The sequence below is a fragment of the Pseudomonas laurylsulfativorans genome (genome assembly GCF_002906155.1).
Taxonomy (GTDB): domain Bacteria; phylum Pseudomonadota; class Gammaproteobacteria; order Pseudomonadales; family Pseudomonadaceae; genus Aquipseudomonas; species Aquipseudomonas laurylsulfativorans.
On sequence record NZ_MUJK01000003.1, the window covers coordinates 411,897 to 429,327 of the forward strand.

Genomic DNA, 17,431 nt, shown 5'->3' on the forward strand with positions numbered 1-17,431 from the left:
CAAGGGGTGATTATAGTTTTTGCGACCAGCTGTCGACGCCTTGCGTCATCAGTTGGTAGACGTGTTCGAAGGCGACCTTCTGTTGGCGATAGGGGTCGGGGATTTCCTGGTTGTTCTGCCACTTGCCCAGCAGGAACGTTTTGCCCTGTGCTTCCGGTGCCATTTGCACGATGCGTTTAACGTGGCCTGTTTCCATGGTGAGGATCAGGTCCGCCTGTTGCAGCAGTTCGCGGGTCAGTTGCCGGCCTTTGTGGTCCGGGTGGTCGCCATTGTGCTCGCGCAAGACTTCCAGCGCGGTGCTGTCCATGGGTTTGTCCACCAGGGCGTGGATGCCTGCTGAACTCACATCAATGCCGCGCTCGGCCAGTCTGCTTTTAAGCAGGGCCTCTACGGTGGGGCTTCGGCAGATGTTGCCGATGCAAACGACCAGGATTTTATTGAACATAGGGGCTGCGCACGTTGCGATATCAAGTGTGAAAACCGCACAGGCAGGAGGAAGGAGAGAGTGTGGATTCCATTCCAACGCAACTGTACGGCTATCGCCGGTGGCGTACTGCTACCGGGGCCATTTTAAAAGCGTGCACTCTAGTGTCGAAGGGGAGGGGGGTCAAGGCTCGGCTGTTACTTTCTGTCATACGGTTGTTTGGTTCGTTGCGGTGACTATCCCGCCATCGGGTAGGTGAACAGTGCGAAGTGCATCAGGTTCAAGCCGAAGTGGCTGAGGATGGCAGCGCCCAAGCCACCGAAACGGTAGGCTAGGCCGTACCCGACCCCGGCCAGGCTCGCCAGTACCACCCATTGCCAGCCGGCCCCCGCGTGGGCCAGGCCGAAAATCAGAGACGCCAGCAGCAGGGCGAGGTTTTCACCCTGGGGCAGGTTTTTCATGATCCGGCTCAGGCCGCCCTGGATATAGCCGCGAAACAACGCTTCCTCGACCAGGGTAACCAGCAGCAGGTTGTTGAGCATCCACAGCCAGCCTTGGTCTGGCCATTTCGGCGCCCAGGCGATGATGCCCATCAGCAGGGCGCCGCCCAGTGCCAGCACGGAGCTCAAGGTCAGTGCCAGTGCGGTGGCATATAGGAAGGAGCGTAACGAGCAACGACCGACAATCCATGGGCAGGCCAATAGCAGCCAGAAGCCGATGAGCGGTTTGTCCAGGTTCAGGAACATGGAAAACGCCATGGCGTTTTCGCTGAAACGCTGCAGGGCAATGCCGCGACCGTTATGGAAGCCCGGTAGCCAGTGCAATGCGAGGGCCAGCGCCAGGACGATGAACAGGCCATGGCCGATGATGCGTAGACCAGGAATTACGTGCTGGCGAACGGTGAAGCCTGCGATCAACAGCAGCATGACCGAGATTGCCGCCTGCCAATCGAGGTGACCGTAGGTCAGTGCCAGCCCGTAGCCGAAGGCGAGCAGGGCCAGAAATGTCCATGGCAGGGCAAGCATGTGAAGTCCTTGTGGGAGCGAGCTTGCTCGCGATCGGTCGATACATTCAGCATCAATGTTGCCTGACACTCCGTCATCGCGAGCAAGCTCGCTCCCACAGGTTGTGTGTAGGCCACAATATTGGGGGCGATACCTTTCACGTGGCGCGCGATTATAGGGATGTAGGCGATATAAACAAAAACACCGCCCGAGGGCGGTGTCTGTCTGTGTATTGCTCGTCAGTTACGAAGCAATCAATTGCCGCAACACGTAATGCAAAATCCCCCCCGCCTTGAAGTACTCCACCTCATTGAGCGTATCGATGCGGCACAGCACCTCGATCTTCTCGCGGCTGCCGTCTTCGCGAGTGATGACCAGCGTCAGGTTCATCCGAGGCGTCAGCTCGACGCCGGTCAAGCCGAGGATGTCGAGGGTTTCACTGCCGTTGAGCTTCAGGCTCTTGCGGTTCTGATCCAGCTTGAACTGCAACGGCAGCACGCCCATGCCCACCAGGTTGGAGCGGTGAATCCGTTCGAAGCTTTCGGCGATGACCGCTTTGACCCCCAGCAGGTTGGTGCCTTTGGCCGCCCAGTCGCGGCTCGATCCGGTGCCGTATTCCTGGCCGGCAATGACCACCAGCGGCGTGCCCGAAGCCTGATAGCGCATGGCGGCGTCGTAGATCGGCATTTTCTCCCCGGTGGGAATGTAGCGGGTGTTGCCGCCTTCTTCGCCGCCGAGCATTTCGTTGCGTATGCGGATGTTGGCGAAGGTGCCGCGCATCATCACTTCATGGTTGCCGCGTCGCGAACCGTAAGAGTTGAAGTCCCGCGGCTCCACGCCTTTGTCCCGCAGGTATTGTCCGGCCGGGCTGTCGGCCTTGATGTTACCGGCCGGGGAGATGTGGTCGGTGGTCACCGAGTCGCCGAGCAGCGCGAGAATGTTCGCTGCGCAGACATCCTTGACCACTGGCGGCGGCCCGCCGATGTCGTCGAAGAACGGTGGGTGCTGGATGTAGGTCGAGTCGCCCTGCCAGACATAGGTCGCCGCCTGCGGGACCTTGATCGCCTGCCATTGCTCGTCACCGGCAAACACTTCGGCGTATTCCTTGTGGAACATGGCGGTATTGACCTGGTTGACCGCATCGGCAATTTCCTTGCTGCTTGGCCAGATGTCCCGCAGGTAAACGGGTTTGCCATCCTTGTCATCGCCCAGCGGCTCGCGACTGAGGTCGGTGCGCACCGTGCCCGCCAGCGCGTAGGCCACCACCAGCGGCGGGGAGGCCAGCCAGTTGGTCTTCACCAATGGATGCACCCGGCCTTCGAAGTTGCGATTGCCCGAGAGCACCGATGCCACGGTGAGGTCGGCTTGCTGGACGGCTTTTTCGATGGCGTCCGGCAGCGGCCCGGAGTTGCCGATGCAGGTGGTGCAGCCATAGCCGACCAGGGCAAAGCCCAATTCGTCGAGGTAATGGGTCAGGCCGGCCGCTTTATAGTAGTCGGTGACCACTTTCGAGCCGGGGGCCAGGGAACTCTTCACCCAGGGTTTGCGTTTCAGGCCTTTTTCCACGGCCTTCTTCGCCACCAGCCCGGCCGCCATCATCACGCTCGGGTTGGAGGTGTTGGTGCAGGAGGTGATGGCGGCGATGACCACAGCGCCGTTTTTCAGGCGATAGGTCTGGCCTTCGTATTCGTAATCCGCTTCGCCGGCCAGATCGGCGTTGCCGACGGCGACGCCGCCACCGCCTTCACTTTCCAGGCGACCTTCTTCCTTGCTGGTGGGTTTGAATTGCAGGTCGAGGAAGTCACTGAACGCTTGCGCGACGTTCGGCAGCGAAACCCGGTCCTGCGGACGTTTCGGCCCCGCGAGGCTGGCTTCGACGCTGCCCATGTCCAGCGCCAGGCTGTCGGTGAACACCGGTTCCTGACCGGGCAGGCGCCACAGACCCTGGGCTTTGCTGTAGGCCTCGACCAGTTGCACCGTTTCGGGGGGGCGGCCGGACAGGCGCAAGTAGTCCAGGGTGACGTCGTCCACCGGGAAGAAGCCGCAGGTGGCGCCGTATTCCGGGGCCATGTTGGCGATGGTCGCGCGGTCGGCCAGTGGCAGGTCGGCGAGGCCATCGCCGTAGAACTCGACGAATTTGCCTACCACGCCCTTCTTGCGCAGCATCTGGGTCACAGTCAGCACCAGGTCGGTGGCGGTGATGCCTTCCTTGAGCTTGCCGGTGAGTTTGAAGCCGATGACCTCCGGAATCAGCATCGACACCGGTTGCCCGAGCATCGCCGCTTCCGCCTCGATACCGCCGACGCCCCAGCCGAGTACGCCGAGGCCGTTGATCATGGTGGTGTGGGAGTCAGTGCCCACCAACGTGTCTGGGAAAGCATAGGTGCGGCCGTCCTCGTCCTTGGTCCACACGGTGCGACCGAGGTATTCCAGATTCACCTGGTGGCAGATCCCGGTGCCCGGTGGCACCACGCTGAAGTTGTCGAAGGCACTCTGGCCCCAGCGCAGGAACGCATAACGCTCGCCATTGCGCTGCATTTCAATGTCGACGTTCTGCTCGAACGCGCTGCTGCTGGCGAATTTGTCGACCATCACCGAGTGGTCGATCACCAGGTCTACCGGCGACAGTGGGTTGATCCGCTGCGGATTGCCGCCGGCCTTGGCCATCGCCGCACGCATGGCGGCCAGGTCGACTACGGCGGGGACGCCCGTAAAGTCTTGCATCAGCACCCGTGCCGGGCGGTACTGGATTTCGCGGTCGGAGCGACGCTCCTTGAGCCACGCGGCCAGTGCCTTGAGGTCGGCGCCGGTGACGGTTTTTGCGTCCTCCCAGCGCAGCAGGTTTTCCAGCAGGACTTTCAACGACATCGGCAACTTGTCCAGATCGCCCAGGCTCCTGGCGGCATCGGGCAGGCTGAAGTAGTGGTAGGTCTTGTTGCCGACTTGCAGGGTCTTGAGCGTTTTCAGACTATCGAGGGACGGCATTACGATCACTCCTTTGAGTCCGCACGGCTACGGACTGAGGGGACGGGCAGAGCATTAAACCTAGCCCTGTTTTCAGTAGCTGGCTAATAACTGGACTCTATGGGCAAGTCCGGGGTTCCGAAGTCGGCTATCATGCGCGGGTTTTCGTGACAGGCTTTGCTTCAACGCAAGCGGTCTCTCTGTGTGGGAGCGAGCCTGCTCGCGATGGACGTTAACGATAACGCGTGTTTCCTGAATAAACGCGCCGCCCTTGAGTCCATCGCGAGCAAGCTCGCTCCTACAGGGTCCAGGAGTAAGAATGAACACCCTATTCATGCATTGCCGGCCGGGCTTCGAAGGCGAAGTCTGTTCCGAGATTTCCGACCTTGCCGCACGGCTGAACGTGGCCGGATATGCCAAGGCCAAGGCGGCAACTGCCTGCGCCGAGTTTGTCTGCACCGAAGAAGACGGCGCCGAGCGCCTGATGCGCGGGCAGCGTTTCGCCGAGCTGATCTTCCCGCGCCAGTGGGCCCGGGGGATTTTCATCGATCTGCCGGAAACCGACCGCATCAGCGTGATCCTCGATCATATGGCGGACTTTCCGCTGTGCGGCAGCCTATGGCTGGAAATGGTCGACACCAACGACGGCAAGGAACTGTCGAACTTCTGCAAGAAATTCGAAGTGCACCTGCGCAAGGCGCTGATGGCCGCCGGCAAACTGGTGGAAGATGCGCACAAGCCGCGTCTGTTGCTGACCTTCAAGAGCGGCCGCGAAGTGTTCATGGGCCTGGCCGAGTCGAATAACTCGGCCATGTGGCCGATGGGCATTCCCCGTTTGAAATTCCCCCGCGAGGCACCGAGCCGCTCGACCCTCAAGCTGGAAGAAGCCTGGCACCACTTTATCCCGCGCGACCAGTGGGACGAGCGCCTGCATGGCGACATGACCGGCGTTGACCTCGGGGCCGCCCCCGGTGGCTGGACCTGGCAACTGGTCAATCGCGGCATGCTGGTGACCGCCATCGACAACGGCCCGATGGCCGAAAGCCTGATGGACACCGGACTGGTGCAACACTTGATGGCCGACGGTTTCACCTTCAAGCCCAAGCAGCCGGTGGACTGGATGGTCTGCGACATCGTCGAGAAACCGGCGCGCAATGCCGCGATGCTGGAAGAGTGGATCGGCGACGGTCATTGCCGCGAGGCGGTGGTCAATCTCAAACTGCCGATGAAGCAGCGCTATGCCGAGGTGAAGCGTTTGCTCGAGCGCATTGCCGATGGCTTCAAGGCGCGGGGCATCAAGGTCGAGATTGGCTGCAAGCAGCTGTACCACGACCGTGAGGAAGTGACCTGCCATTTGCGTCGGCTGGACGTCAAGAAACCGAAAGCCCGCTGATCACCCCCCCCTGTAGGAGCTGGCTTGCCAGCGATGGTGGCCTTGAGTCATGCATCGAACGTGCGGACGCTATCGCTGGCAAGCCAGCTCCTACAAAGGGCGGTGCAGGTCACAGATGACGTTACACCCGGCAATGCGCGACAATGCCGGCCAGTTTCAGGAGTGAACCATGAGTGAAATGCTTGATACGCCGGTAGACGGCACCCTCGACGCCACCGGCCTCAATTGCCCGGAGCCGGTGATGATGCTGCACCAGCACATCCGTGACCTGGTGCCCGGCGGCCTGCTCAAGGTGATCGCCACCGACCCGTCGACCCGTCGCGACATTCCCAAGTTCTGTGTGTTTCTCGACCACGAACTGGTGGCGCAGCACGAAGAGGCGGGCACCTACCTGTACTGGATTCGCAAGAAGTCCGGTTAATACCACCCCGGGATACCCCGCAATACCTGTAGGAGCCGGCTTGCCGGCGATGGACTCAAGTGCGCCGCGTTTATCCGGGTTACACGCGTTATCGTTAACGACCATCGCTGGCAAGCCAGCGCCTACAAGAAACCGCGTCCTGGTCGAAAACGAAGTGCCCCCCCCCCCCAACCGTGAAAGCCCCAAAAAAAGACCTGCAAAAGCAGGTCTTTTTGTTTGTGCAGTCAACCCGCCGGGCGGCTGTTGCGAATCCGCCGGCGCGCACTGAGCGTCAGGCGGATGGACAGCATCAGCGCCGCACAGCTCAAGCCGGCAATCAGTCCTTCCCACAGTCCGCTCGGGCCGCTGGCCGGACCGAACCAATCGGTCAGTCCCAGCACGTAGCCGACCGGCAGGCCAATGCCCCAATAGGCGAACAAGGTCAGGACCATCGTCACCCGGGTGTCCTGGTAGCCACGCAACGCGCCTGCGCAGATGACCTGGATGGCATCGGAAAACTGATACAGCGCGGCATAGACAATCAGCATCGACGCAATCTGGATCACGTTCTGGTCAGGCGTGTAGATCGAGGCGATCGGTTCGCGCAGCAGCAGGATCAGGCTCGCCGAAAACGCCGCGAACACCAGTGCCGCGCCGAGGCCGACCTTCGCCGCGAAGCGCGCCTGCCAAGGATTGCCGGCCCCCAGTGCCTGACCGACCCGCACGGTCACGGCCATGCCCAGCGAGTAAGGAATCATGAACAGCAACGAGCTGATATTCAGGGCGATTTGATGCCCGGCCACTACGGTAGAGCCGAGACTGCCGATCAGCAGGGCGATGACCGCGAAGATGCTGGACTCGGCGAAGACGGCGATACCGATCGGCAGGCCAATGCTGACCAGGCGCTTGATCACAGCCCATTTCGGCCGGTCGAAGCACACCAGTACCCGGGTGCGGGCATAGAAGGGGGCCCAGAACGTCCAGCCGGCCATGCTCAACGCCATGAACCACATGACGATGCCGCTGGCCCAGCCGCAACCGACGCCACCCAGGGCCGGCGCGCCGAAATGGCCATAGATCAACGCATAGTTCAGCGGGATGTTCAGTAGCAGGCCGCACAAGCCAATGACCATGCTTGGACGGGTACGACCCATGCCATCGCTGTAGCAGCGCAGTACGTAATAAAAAGCCATGCCCGGAAAACCGAAGGCGATCCCGTGCAGGTAACCCATGCTCGGCTCGATCAATTGCGGGTCGACTTTCATCCAGTGCAGGATCGGTTCGGCGCCGAGCAGCAGGCCACTGCCGATCAACCCGACACACAGTGCAAGCCAGAGTGCCTGGCGTACCAGCGGGCCGATCTCGTCAAACTGCCCGGCGCCAAAGCGTTGCGCGACCTTGGGTGTGGTGGCCAGCAGGACGCCGGACATCAACAGGTAGACCGGAATCCAGATCGAATTGCCCAGGGCTACCGAGGCCAGGTCCCGTGGGCTGACGCGCCCGGCCATCACCGCATCGACGAAGCCCATGGCCGTGGTGGCCAGTTGCGCGATCATGATGGGCAGGGCCAGGCCGAGCAGGCCCTTGAGTTCCAGGCGTACGGGTGTTGTCCGCGCAGGCGCAATGGCGGCGGTATTTTCGATGACAGGATTCAATGGCGAAACGTCCAAAAGGTTTTGAAGCACAGGCGCGCATTCTACGCGTTGACGCGGCAGTCAGGAAAAGACCCGTGTTACCGATTTGTAATCAACCCTCTGTAGGAGCGAGCTTGCTCGCGATGAACGTCAACGATGACGCGGGATGCCTGAATGAACGTGGCATCCTTGCGTTCATCGCGAGCAAGCTCGCTCCTACAGAGAGATGTGTCTAGGCGCGATGCGTCATCTACGCCTAAACTGCCGATCCGCCAAAGGAGCCTGCCATGCTGATTGTTGCCGACGAAAATATCCCCCTGCTCGATGCCTTCTTTGAAGGCTTCGGTGAGATCCGCCGGGTGCCGGGGCGCGCCATTGACCGCGCCATGGTCGAGCAGGCCGATGTGCTGTTGGTGCGCTCGGTGACCAACGTCAATCGCGCGCTGCTCGAAGGCAGCAAGGTGCGTTTTGTCGGTACCTGCACCATCGGCACCGATCATCTGGACCTGGATTACTTCCAACAGGCCGGTATCACCTGGTCCAGCGCGCCGGGCTGCAATGCCCGCGGCGTGGTCGACTATGTGCTCGGCAGCTTGCTGACCCTGGCCGAAATCGAAGGCGTCGACCTGACCCGGCGTACCTACGGCGTGGTCGGTGCCGGCGAAGTGGGCGGACGGCTGGTCAAGGTCCTGCAAGGCCTGAGCTGGAAGGTGCTGGTGTGCGATCCACCACGACAGGCCGCTGAAGGGGGGGACTACGTCAGCCTTGAGCAGATCGTCGAGGAATGCGACGTCATCAGCCTGCACACGCCGTTGACCAAGCAGGGCCAACAGTCGACCTGGCATTTGTTCGATGAAAAACGTCTGAATCAACTCAAATCCGGCACCTGGCTGATCAATGCCAGTCGCGGGCCGGTGGTCAACAACGCCGCCCTGCGCGATGTATTGCTGGAGCGCGAAGACCTACAGGCGGTGCTCGATGTCTGGGAAGGCGAGCCTGAAGTCGACGTAGCGCTGGCCGAACTGTGCGTGCTGGCAACGCCGCACATTGCCGGTTACAGCCTCGACGGCAAGCAGCGCGGGACCGCGCAGATTTATCAGGCGTATTGCGATTTTCTCGGGCAACCAGCCCGCGTCAGCTTGAGCGATTTGCTGCCGGCACCTTGGTTGTCGCACGTGACCCTCAATGCGCAAAGCGATCCGGCCTGGGCGTTGGCGATGCTCTGCCGTGGCGTGTATGACCCGCGTCGCGACGATGCGGATTTCCGTCGCAGCCTGGTCGGCAGTGTCAGCGAGCAGCGTGCGGCATTCGATGTGCTGCGCAAGCAATATCCGTCGCGCCGGGAGATCGACGGGTTGCAGGTACGGATCGAGGGGGATGCGCCTGAGTTGCAGAGGATTGTGGCGGCGTTGGGGGCAACACTGGTTTAAAGACCGCATTGGCCTTATCGCGGGCAAGCCCGCTCCCACACTGGATCTTCATGCACCACAAATCCCCTGTAGGAGCGAGCCTTGCTCGCGATGTACCTGAGAACTCCACGGGGTGTCAGGCTTCCCACGTCATCGTTGACAACCATTGCGAGCAGGGCTCGCTCCTGCAGAGAGGTAATTGCCTTTTTTGCCGGCAATAAAAAACCCGGCCAACAATGGGCCGGGTCATGAAGACGGTGGCTATATCACTCTTGTTCGGCAGGCTTGACCAATCGCTTTTCCAGTTCGCTGCAAGCTTTCTGGATCATCTCTTCAGTGATCGGTACTTCGCGACCCTGCTCGTCAATAATCGAGCAACCCAGAGACTGGTCTGGTTGTGTGCGGATCACTTGAATTTTGTCATCGCTGCTGTGTTGCAAGGACATGGCCTGTCTCCTCATCAGGTTGTGTGCTTACTGTAGAACCGCCAGGTGACCGGGCTATGACAACTCCCTGCGATCTTTCCGGGGGGACAGAACCAGTGCAGCAGAAATGCCTTCGCGTGGCTACCCGAACTTTAGACCAATAGCGTCTAGCCTCTAGTGTGGGTGGACATAATTAACCTGACTCATTGTGATTTGCAGCGAGCCACCCCATTGAGCGGTATAGGCTGATCCTAATGACTGCTTTGTCCTGGAAGAATGCGATGTTCTCTGCCCGTCACCGCCGTGCTGTTCGCCTGGCCATTCGTTTCATTGCGCCGTATCGCTGGCAGGCCTTTGGCGCCTTGCTGGCGTTGATCGTCACTGCGGGCATCACCTTGTCCATGGGGCAGGGCATCCGTCTGCTGGTGGACAAGGGGTTCATGACCCAGTCACCGCATCTGCTCAATCAGTCCATCGCTCTGTTCATGCTGCTGGTGGTGGGACTGGCACTCGGTACGTTTGCGCGCTTTTACCTGGTGTCGTGGATTGGCGAGCGCTGCGTGGCGGATATCCGGCGTCAGGTGTTCAATCATCTGATTTACCTGCATCCGGGATTTTACGAAGACAATCGCAGCTCGGAAATCCAGTCACGCCTGACCGCCGATACCACGTTGCTGCAATCGGTCATCGGATCTTCCCTGTCGTTGTTCCTGCGCAATCTGTTGATGGTGATCGGCGGGATCGTCCTGTTGTTCATCACCAACCCCAAGCTCACCAGCATCGTGGTGGTGGCCTTGCCCCTGGTGATCGCACCCATCCTGATCTTCGGACGCCGTGTGCGTAACCTCTCACGCCTGAGTCAGGACCGGATTGCCGATATCGGCAGCTATGTGTCGGAAACCCTGGGACAGATCAAGACCGTGCAGGCCTACAACCATCAGGCCCAGGACGAGCAACGGTTTGCCGTGACGGTGGAGGAGGCGTTCAACACCGCGCGCAAACGCATCTTCCAGCGGGCCTGGCTGATTACCCTGGTGATCGTGCTGGTCTTGGGCGCGGTCGGGGTGATGCTCTGGGTCGGCGGCATGGACGTCATCGCCGGGCGAATTTCCGCGGGCGAGCTGGCGGCGTTCGTGTTCTACAGCCTGATCGTCGGCAGTGCGTTCGGCACGTTGAGCGAGGTGATTGGCGAACTGCAGCGGGCAGCCGGCGCGGCCGAGCGGATTGCCGAGTTACTGCGTTCGGAAAACATCATCCTGCCGCCGGTGGCGGGCGCGGTGACACTGCCGGAGCGGGTCAATGGCCAACTGCAACTGCACAATGTGCGTTTTTCCTACCCGTCGCGACCGGAAAGTTATGCCGTCGACGGTTTGAGTCTGACCGTCAATGCCGGTGAAACGCTGGCGCTGGTCGGGCCATCAGGGGCCGGCAAATCGACGGTGTATGACTTGCTGCTGCGTTTTTACGACCCGGCCGAGGGCCACATACTGCTCGACGGTGTGCCGTTGACTCAGCTCGATCCGCTGGATCTGCGCCGCTGCTTCGCCCTGGTGTCGCAAACCCCGGCGCTGTTTTTCGGCAGCATTGAAGAAAACATCCGCTACGGCAATTCGAAGGCGACCCTGGCTGAGGTACAGGAAGCGGCAAAAATCGCTTACGCCCATGACTTCATCGAGGCCATGCCCAACGGGTACCAGACGCATCTGGGGGATGGCGGTCTCGGCTTGTCCGGTGGCCAGCGCCAGCGCCTGGCCATCGCCCGGGCGTTGCTGGTGGACGCCCCGATCCTGCTCCTCGACGAAGCCACCAGCGCCCTCGACGCCCAGAGTGAACACTTGATCCAGCAGGCGCTGCCGAGCCTGATGAAAAACCGTACCACTCTGGTCATCGCCCATCGCCTGGCCACGGTGAAAAACGCCGACCGGATCGCGGTGATGGATCAGGGGAAGCTGGTGGCGGTGGGCACCCATCAGGAGCTGATTGCCAGCAATGCGTTGTATGCGCGGTTGGCGGCGTTGCAGTTCAACGACGACAAGGTCGTCGTTGAACTGTAGGAGCTGGCTTGCCAGCGAAGGCTATTAAACATTCAACGACGATGTTGAAAGTGCCATCGCCTTCGCCGGCAAGCCGACTCCTACAGGATCATTGATCGTCGAAAAACCGCTCATGCCAATCCACGATCGGCTGTGGCGAATTGAGCTTCTCACCGTAGATCACTGAGTACGACAGCACGTTTTGCACGTACTGGCGGGTTTCGTCGAACGGGATGCTTTCCACCCACACGTCGAAACTCAGGTGGTCGGCGCCACGCAGCCATTGGCGTACGCGGCCGGGGCCGGCGTTGTAGGCGGCGGAGGCGAGGACGCGGTTGCCGTTGAACTGGCTGTGCACTTGGCTCAGGTAGGCGGCACCGAGCTGGATGTTCTTTTCCGGATCCAGCAGTTGCTGTGGCGAGCTATAGGGAATGCTGAACTTGCGTGCGGTTTCCTTGGCGGTAGCGGGCATCAGTTGCATCAGGCCCGAGGCGCCGACCCCGGAGCGGGCGTCGTCCATGAACGCGCTTTCCTGGCGGGTGATGGCGAACGCCCAGCTCGGATGCAGGCCGCGATTCTTAGCCTCTCGCACCAGCGTATTGCGGTGAGCCATCGGGAAGCGGATGTCCAGGTCATCCCAATACTGCGCCTGGCTGATGGTGCGGATCGCCGGGAAGTACCATTTCAGGTCGTAGGCCAGTTTGGCCTGGGCGACCATTTCGTCGCGGCTGAAGTGACGGCTGACGTAGTACCACTCGCGCCGGCCATCGACGATCTGCCCACGGGCGTGCAGCTCCAGGGCACGGCGCACCCCGGGCGTGTTGCGCACCTTGTTGATGGTGGCCTGGCTGAGCACCAGCGGTTTATTGAGCAAAGAGTAGGGCGACTGCGAGCGATCGGCGGCGAGGAAACCATAGAAGTCGCGTTCGCGGGCCAGGCTTTTATAGAGTGTCTGCGCTTCCGGATTCTGCGGTTGCGCCAGTTCCAGGCTGCGGGCCTGCCAGTAGCGCCAGCGGTTGGTGGTGGCCAGGTCCTGGGGCAGGCGGCGGGTCAGCTGATAGGCATCGTCCCAGCGCGCCAGGCGCAGAAGCAGGCGCAAGCGCCATTCGGAAACCGTGTTGTCGCGCAGCTCCGGGTCGTATTTGGTCATGACATCCAGCGCACGGCTGTCGAAACGTCGTGCGAGGGTCAGGCCGATTTCCCGGGCGATCGCCACTTTTTCATCCCGGGAGAAGTGCATGCTGTTGGCATAACCGTCGAGCAAGGCCATGGCCTTGTCCGGGTCCTGGCGGGCCAGCCGGCGCAGGCCGAGGCTGACCACGTCGGACATGGCTTCATCGGCCGGGGTGAAGCGTGACGGCTGGTTGAGCAGTTCCGGTTTTTGCGCGACGTCCACCAGCAAGCGACCGCGAGGGGCGAGGGTGGTCATGCCGTTGACCAGGCTGTTGGCCAGCGGGTAGTTGCGCGCCTGGGCGGCGAGTTTGGCGCGCTCCCAGCGTTTTTGCTCGGTCAACTGGCCATCGGCGGCCCACATGCCGAACAGGGTGTCGCAGGCGTCGGGTTGGGATTTACCGGTCAACCAGAGCTTTTCGGTGTTGGCGTAACCTTCGGACTTGAGGTTGTGGCTGATCTGGTACTGCGCATTCAGGCAATCCAGTTCGGTGAAGTTCATTTTCGGGTCGTAATACTTGACGAAGGTCGCCCAGTCGCCCCGATCCGCCAGCCAGCGCAACCAGCGCAGTTTCATCCAGTTGGCCTGGGGCAGGTCGCCGTGTTCGGCGAGGAATTTCTCGATTTCGGCGTTGCTCGCGGTTTTCAGGCGCGCGGTCAGTTCGTCGTAAGCCAGGTAGGGTTCCAGCGGATAATCGGCGAGGGCCTGGCTGTAACGGAAATACGGGCCGCTGTCGCCTTTGGCCAAGGCGCGTTTGGCTTCATCGTAATACTGGCGTTGGGTGGACAGGTCCACCGCCTGGGCGGATTGAACGGCAGCGGCAGACAGTAAAAAAGCAGACAAAAGATTGAAAAGGCGACTGCGCATGAGACATCCGTGCAGAGAAATCATGACAAGTGCGGGCCAGGGCCCGCACTGAATTGTTTGTAGCTTAGCCTTTTGCCAGCAGCCGGCGAAAGCTTTGCGGTTCTTCCCGCATCAGTTCGCAACATTTGTCATTCAGAGTGCTACGACAGTGAAATTGCCGGCCTTCTGAAGCCTCAAGTCAGGTAGAATGCGCGCCCGGTTTTTGGAGAAGCTCATGACCCTGCTCAAATTCAGCGATGTGTCCCTTGCTTTCGGCGCTATGCCGTTGTTGGACAAGGTGTCCTGGCAGATCGCCCGTGGAGAGCGGGTGTGCATCATCGGCCGCAATGGCACTGGCAAGTCCAGCATGATGAAGCTCGTCAAGGGTGACCAGAAGCCCGATGACGGCTCCGTTTGGCGCGCACCCGGGCTCAAGATCGGCGAATTGCCGCAAGAATTGCCGGTGGCCGACGAGCGGACAGTGTTCGACGTGGTCGCCGAGGGGCTGGACGGTGTGGGCGAATTGCTCGCGCAATACCACCACCTGAGTCAGAACTGCGTTACCGAAGCCGATCTGGACAAGCTGATGCACGTCCAGCACGACCTCGAAGCCCGCGACGGCTGGCGTTTACAGCAATTGGTCGATAGCACCCTGAGCCGCCTGCAACTGCCGGCCGACAAGACCCTCGCCGAGTTGTCCGGCGGCTGGCGTCGTCGCGTCCTGCTGGCCCAGGCCCTGGTGTCCGAACCGGACCTGTTGCTGCTCGACGAACCGACCAACCACCTGGACATCGGTGCCATCGCCTGGCTTGAAGAGGCGCTGAAGGATTTCCAGGGCGCCGTGCTGTTCATCACGCACGACCGTTCTTTCCTGCAGAACCTGGCCACCCGCATCCTCGAACTGGATCGCGGCGGCCTGATCGACTGGAACGGCGACTACGCCAGCTTCCTCGTGCACAAGGAAGCCGCGCTGGCTGCCGAAGAAACCGCCAACGCGCTGTTCGACAAGCGCCTGGCCCAGGAAGAGGTGTGGATTCGTCAGGGCATCAAGGCCCGCCGTACCCGTAACGAAGGCCGCGTACGTGCGCTCAAAGCCTTGCGCGTCGAGCGCAGCGAGCGCCGTGAGCGTACCGGCAAGGCCAATATTCAGCTGGAAACCGCCGATAAGTCCGGCAAGCAGGTGATGGTGCTCGAGGACGTGAGTTTCGCTCACCCGGGCGGGCCGTTCCTGATCAAGGACTTCTCCATGGTGTTGCAGCGCGGCGACCGTATCGGTCTGCTCGGCGCCAACGGTACCGGCAAGACCACCCTGCTGAAACTGATGCTCAGCGGTCTGCAACCGACCAGCGGCAAGGTGGAAGAGGGCACCAAGATCGATGTCGCCTACTTCGACCAGTTGCGCCATCAGCTGGATCTGGAAAAAACCGTCATCGACAACGTCGCCGAAGGTCGCGACTTCATCGATATCGATGGCCAGAGCCGCCATGTGCTGAGCTACCTCGGCGACTTCCTGTTCAGCCCGCAGCGTGCCCGTACGCCGGTCAAGGCGCTGTCCGGTGGTGAGCGTGCCCGTCTGTTGCTGGCCAAGCTGTTCAGCAAACCGGCGAACCTGCTGGTACTCGACGAACCGACCAACGACCTCGACGTTGAAACCCTCGAACTGCTCGAAGAGGTCCTGCTGACCTTCAACGGCACCGTACTGATGGTCAGCCACGACCGGGCATTCCTCGACAACGTGGTCACCAGCACCCTGGTCTTCGAAGGTGAAGGCAAGGTTCGCGAATACGTCGGCGGTTACCAGGACTGGCTGCGTCAGGGCGGCTCGCCGCGCCTGCTGGGTGTGACCGAGAGCAAATCCGGCAAGGCTGACCTGAATTCCGCGGTGGTGAAGGCTGAGCCTGCGCCGGTTGCGGCAGTCGTCGAAGCGCCTGCGGCGAAGAAAAAGCTCAGCTACAAGTTGCAGCGCGAGCTGGAAGCGTTGCCGGGGCAGATCGAGGCCATGGAGCAGCAGATCGCTGCTGTTGAAGCGCAGATGGCGGATGCCGGTTTCTACCTGCGTCCTGCTGCCGAAACCGCTGCGGTGATCGCCCAGCTGTCGCAGTTGCAGGCTGAACTCGACGTCATGGTCGAGCGTTGGGCCGAGCTGGATGCCTGATTGACCCTGCAATAAAAAAGCCCGGCGTCACACACGTGAACGCCGGGTTTTTCATATGCAATTGGATCAAATCGATCCCCTGTAGGAGCGAGCTCGCTCGCGATGAACCTGAGAGCGCCGTGGGGTGTCAGGTTTCCAGCGTCATCGTTGATGACCATCGCGAGCAGGCTCGCTCCTACAGAGGGTGGCTTCAGGATTTGTTCTGTAGGCGCACCGCCAGCACATCGCAAGGCGCGCCATGCAGCACGTCATTGGCGGTGGAGCCCAGCAACAGTGCCAGGCCGTGCCGGCCGTGACTGCCGACCACGACCAGGTCGCATTGTTGCTCCTTGGCGAAATGGTGGATTTCCTGGCGTGGCTGGCCGTAGGTCAGGTGGCAGTTGGCGCCTTCGAGTTCGGCGTATTTGTGCTTGAGGCGCTCGAGGCGCTCCTTGGCCTGATCGAACTGCTGCTGTTGCAGTTGTGACAGGTCCATCGGCACGTCGCCACCGAAGGCCATCGCCATCGGCTCGACGATGTGCACCAGTGACAATTTCGCACCGTTGCTCACTGACAGTTCGCGAGCGCGGTGGATGACAGGGTCGCACTCTTCGGTCAGATCTACAGCGACCAGAATATGGTTGTAGGGCATGAGGTGCTCCTCCTGAGGATTGCAATATTGGTAAGTATGGCTGGTTTCAAGCGCATTGGTTCCAAAGTGACACAATGGGCTCGTCAAGAATCGGGAGTACAGATATGACGGTCTGGATAGTGGTGTCAATCCTGTTGGTGGTACTCAGCCCGCTGGCATGGTTGCGCCCCTCACGTGCCCAGAGTGGGCGTATCGCCCTGCGGATGGAGGCCCGGCGCATCGGCCTGGCCATGCAACTGGCACCCCAGGAATGGCCGCACTGGCTGAGCCAGGAGCCGCCTAGCCCTTGTGCCCAGTACCATCGCCCGCGGCGTGGCAAACAGCCGGCGTGCTGGAGTTACTGGCAAAAATCACCGGGTATCTGGGTGAATCAATGGCAGGAAATCTGTGAAGACCGGATGTTGCTCAATCATTTCGAAAAATTGCCGGACAATGTCTACAAGGTTGAGGCTGACAAGCAAATGATCGCCTTGTATTGGGGTGAGAAGGGCGAGGCCGACGTGCTGCAACAAATCGATGTCACCCTCAAGGCGCTCGCCTGAAACCCGATCCCTTGTAGGAGCGAGCTTGCTCGCGATGAACCTAAGGCCGCCGCGGGGTGCCAGGCTTCCCGCGTCATCGTTGACGTTCATCGCGAGCAGGCTCGCTCCTACAGGAAGCGATCAGGCAATAAAAAGCCCGACAACATCATCGGGCGGGTTGGCCAGGCAGGCCGGTAATTCGCTGTAGGCTGATCTTACGCTGGGCATTCGCCAACGCGTTCAATTTTTCCCTTGGTTCCGCCAGCGTAGCTTGTTAAACGCGGGCTGCAGCGAATTAGGGCGACATTTCTAATAATTGATTCTATGAATGGCCGTGCATGCCTAGGCGTGTTTAAGGTCTTCGCAGTACGGATATGACCGGAAAGTCGTGTTTCAACCCGTGTTTCAGGCGATTGACAAT

13 protein-coding genes are annotated in these 17,431 nt (G+C 60.8%); 6 read left to right on the plus strand and 7 right to left on the minus strand.

Annotated features, from left to right (window positions below):
* Positions 1 to 10: 10 nt before the first annotated feature.
* The 3 genes from B0D71_RS12300 to acnA all read right to left on the minus strand — a co-directional run bounded on the left by B0D71_RS12300 (position 11) and on the right by acnA (position 4,413).
* Positions 11 to 445 carry a low molecular weight protein-tyrosine-phosphatase gene (locus tag B0D71_RS12300; protein ID WP_007974078.1) on the minus strand — a complete coding sequence of 145 codons (435 nt, stop codon included), beginning with the start codon at positions 443 to 445 and terminating at the stop codon, positions 11 to 13.
* A 215-nt stretch (positions 446 to 660) separates the two neighbouring features.
* Positions 661 to 1,449 carry a CPBP family intramembrane glutamic endopeptidase gene (locus tag B0D71_RS12305; protein WP_103395000.1) on the minus strand — a complete coding sequence of 263 codons (789 nt, stop codon included), beginning with the start codon at positions 1,447 to 1,449 and terminating at the stop codon, positions 661 to 663.
* 222 nt (positions 1,450 to 1,671) lie between these two features.
* Entirely contained in the window at positions 1,672 to 4,413 is a 2,742-nt protein-coding gene (acnA, locus tag B0D71_RS12310) for an aconitate hydratase AcnA (protein WP_103395001.1), read from the minus strand.
* Positions 4,414 to 4,711: 298 nt separating this feature from the next.
* Here acnA and rlmM point away from each other — a divergent pair, with 298 nt between their 5' ends.
* Together rlmM and tusA are read left to right on the plus strand one after the other, a co-directional pair.
* Positions 4,712 to 5,785, plus strand: coding sequence for a 23S rRNA (cytidine(2498)-2'-O)-methyltransferase RlmM (gene rlmM / locus B0D71_RS12315; protein ID WP_103395002.1), 1,074 nt, complete (start codon positions 4,712 to 4,714; stop codon positions 5,783 to 5,785).
* A gap of 169 nt (positions 5,786 to 5,954) precedes the next feature.
* Positions 5,955 to 6,206 (plus strand): sulfurtransferase TusA, encoded by a 252-nt coding sequence (tusA, locus tag B0D71_RS12320; RefSeq protein WP_007987255.1) that lies wholly within the window; start codon positions 5,955 to 5,957, stop codon positions 6,204 to 6,206.
* Between the two features lie 224 nt (positions 6,207 to 6,430).
* Here tusA and B0D71_RS12325 read toward each other — a convergent pair whose 3' ends face one another.
* Positions 6,431 to 7,840 (minus strand): MATE family efflux transporter, encoded by a 1,410-nt coding sequence (locus B0D71_RS12325; RefSeq protein WP_103395003.1) that lies wholly within the window; start codon positions 7,838 to 7,840, stop codon positions 6,431 to 6,433.
* Between the two features lie 266 nt (positions 7,841 to 8,106).
* Between B0D71_RS12325 and pdxB the strand changes: the two genes are divergently transcribed.
* The gene (gene pdxB / locus B0D71_RS12335) at positions 8,107 to 9,249 is read left to right on the plus strand and encodes a 4-phosphoerythronate dehydrogenase PdxB (RefSeq protein ID WP_103395005.1); all 1,143 of its coding nucleotides are present in this window, start codon (positions 8,107 to 8,109) and stop codon (positions 9,247 to 9,249) included.
* Positions 9,250 to 9,494: 245 nt separating this feature from the next.
* Here the strand turns inward: pdxB and B0D71_RS12345 are convergent, their stop codons facing one another.
* Entirely contained in the window at positions 9,495 to 9,674 is a 180-nt protein-coding gene (locus B0D71_RS12345; protein ID WP_007974065.1) for a PA1571 family protein, read from the minus strand.
* A gap of 233 nt (positions 9,675 to 9,907) precedes the next feature.
* Here B0D71_RS12345 and B0D71_RS12350 point away from each other — a divergent pair, with 233 nt between their 5' ends.
* Positions 9,908 to 11,707 carry an ABC transporter transmembrane domain-containing protein gene (locus tag B0D71_RS12350; protein WP_205885994.1) on the plus strand — a complete coding sequence of 600 codons (1,800 nt, stop codon included), beginning with the start codon at positions 9,908 to 9,910 and terminating at the stop codon, positions 11,705 to 11,707.
* 88 nt (positions 11,708 to 11,795) lie between these two features.
* Here B0D71_RS12350 and B0D71_RS12355 read toward each other — a convergent pair whose 3' ends face one another.
* Positions 11,796 to 13,724 (minus strand): transglycosylase SLT domain-containing protein, encoded by a 1,929-nt coding sequence (locus B0D71_RS12355; RefSeq protein WP_103395008.1) that lies wholly within the window; start codon positions 13,722 to 13,724, stop codon positions 11,796 to 11,798.
* A 214-nt stretch (positions 13,725 to 13,938) separates the two neighbouring features.
* Between B0D71_RS12355 and B0D71_RS12360 the strand changes: the two genes are divergently transcribed.
* A complete protein-coding gene (locus B0D71_RS12360; protein WP_103395009.1) occupies positions 13,939 to 15,858 on the plus strand; it encodes an ATP-binding cassette domain-containing protein in 1,920 nt (639 codons plus the stop codon).
* A gap of 190 nt (positions 15,859 to 16,048) precedes the next feature.
* Here the strand turns inward: B0D71_RS12360 and B0D71_RS12370 are convergent, their stop codons facing one another.
* Positions 16,049 to 16,489 carry a universal stress protein gene (locus B0D71_RS12370; protein WP_103395011.1) on the minus strand — a complete coding sequence of 147 codons (441 nt, stop codon included), beginning with the start codon at positions 16,487 to 16,489 and terminating at the stop codon, positions 16,049 to 16,051.
* A gap of 104 nt (positions 16,490 to 16,593) precedes the next feature.
* Here B0D71_RS12370 and B0D71_RS12375 point away from each other — a divergent pair, with 104 nt between their 5' ends.
* The gene (locus tag B0D71_RS12375) at positions 16,594 to 17,031 is read left to right on the plus strand and encodes a hypothetical protein (protein WP_103395012.1); all 438 of its coding nucleotides are present in this window, start codon (positions 16,594 to 16,596) and stop codon (positions 17,029 to 17,031) included.
* The last annotated feature ends 400 nt before the right edge of the window (positions 17,032 to 17,431 follow it).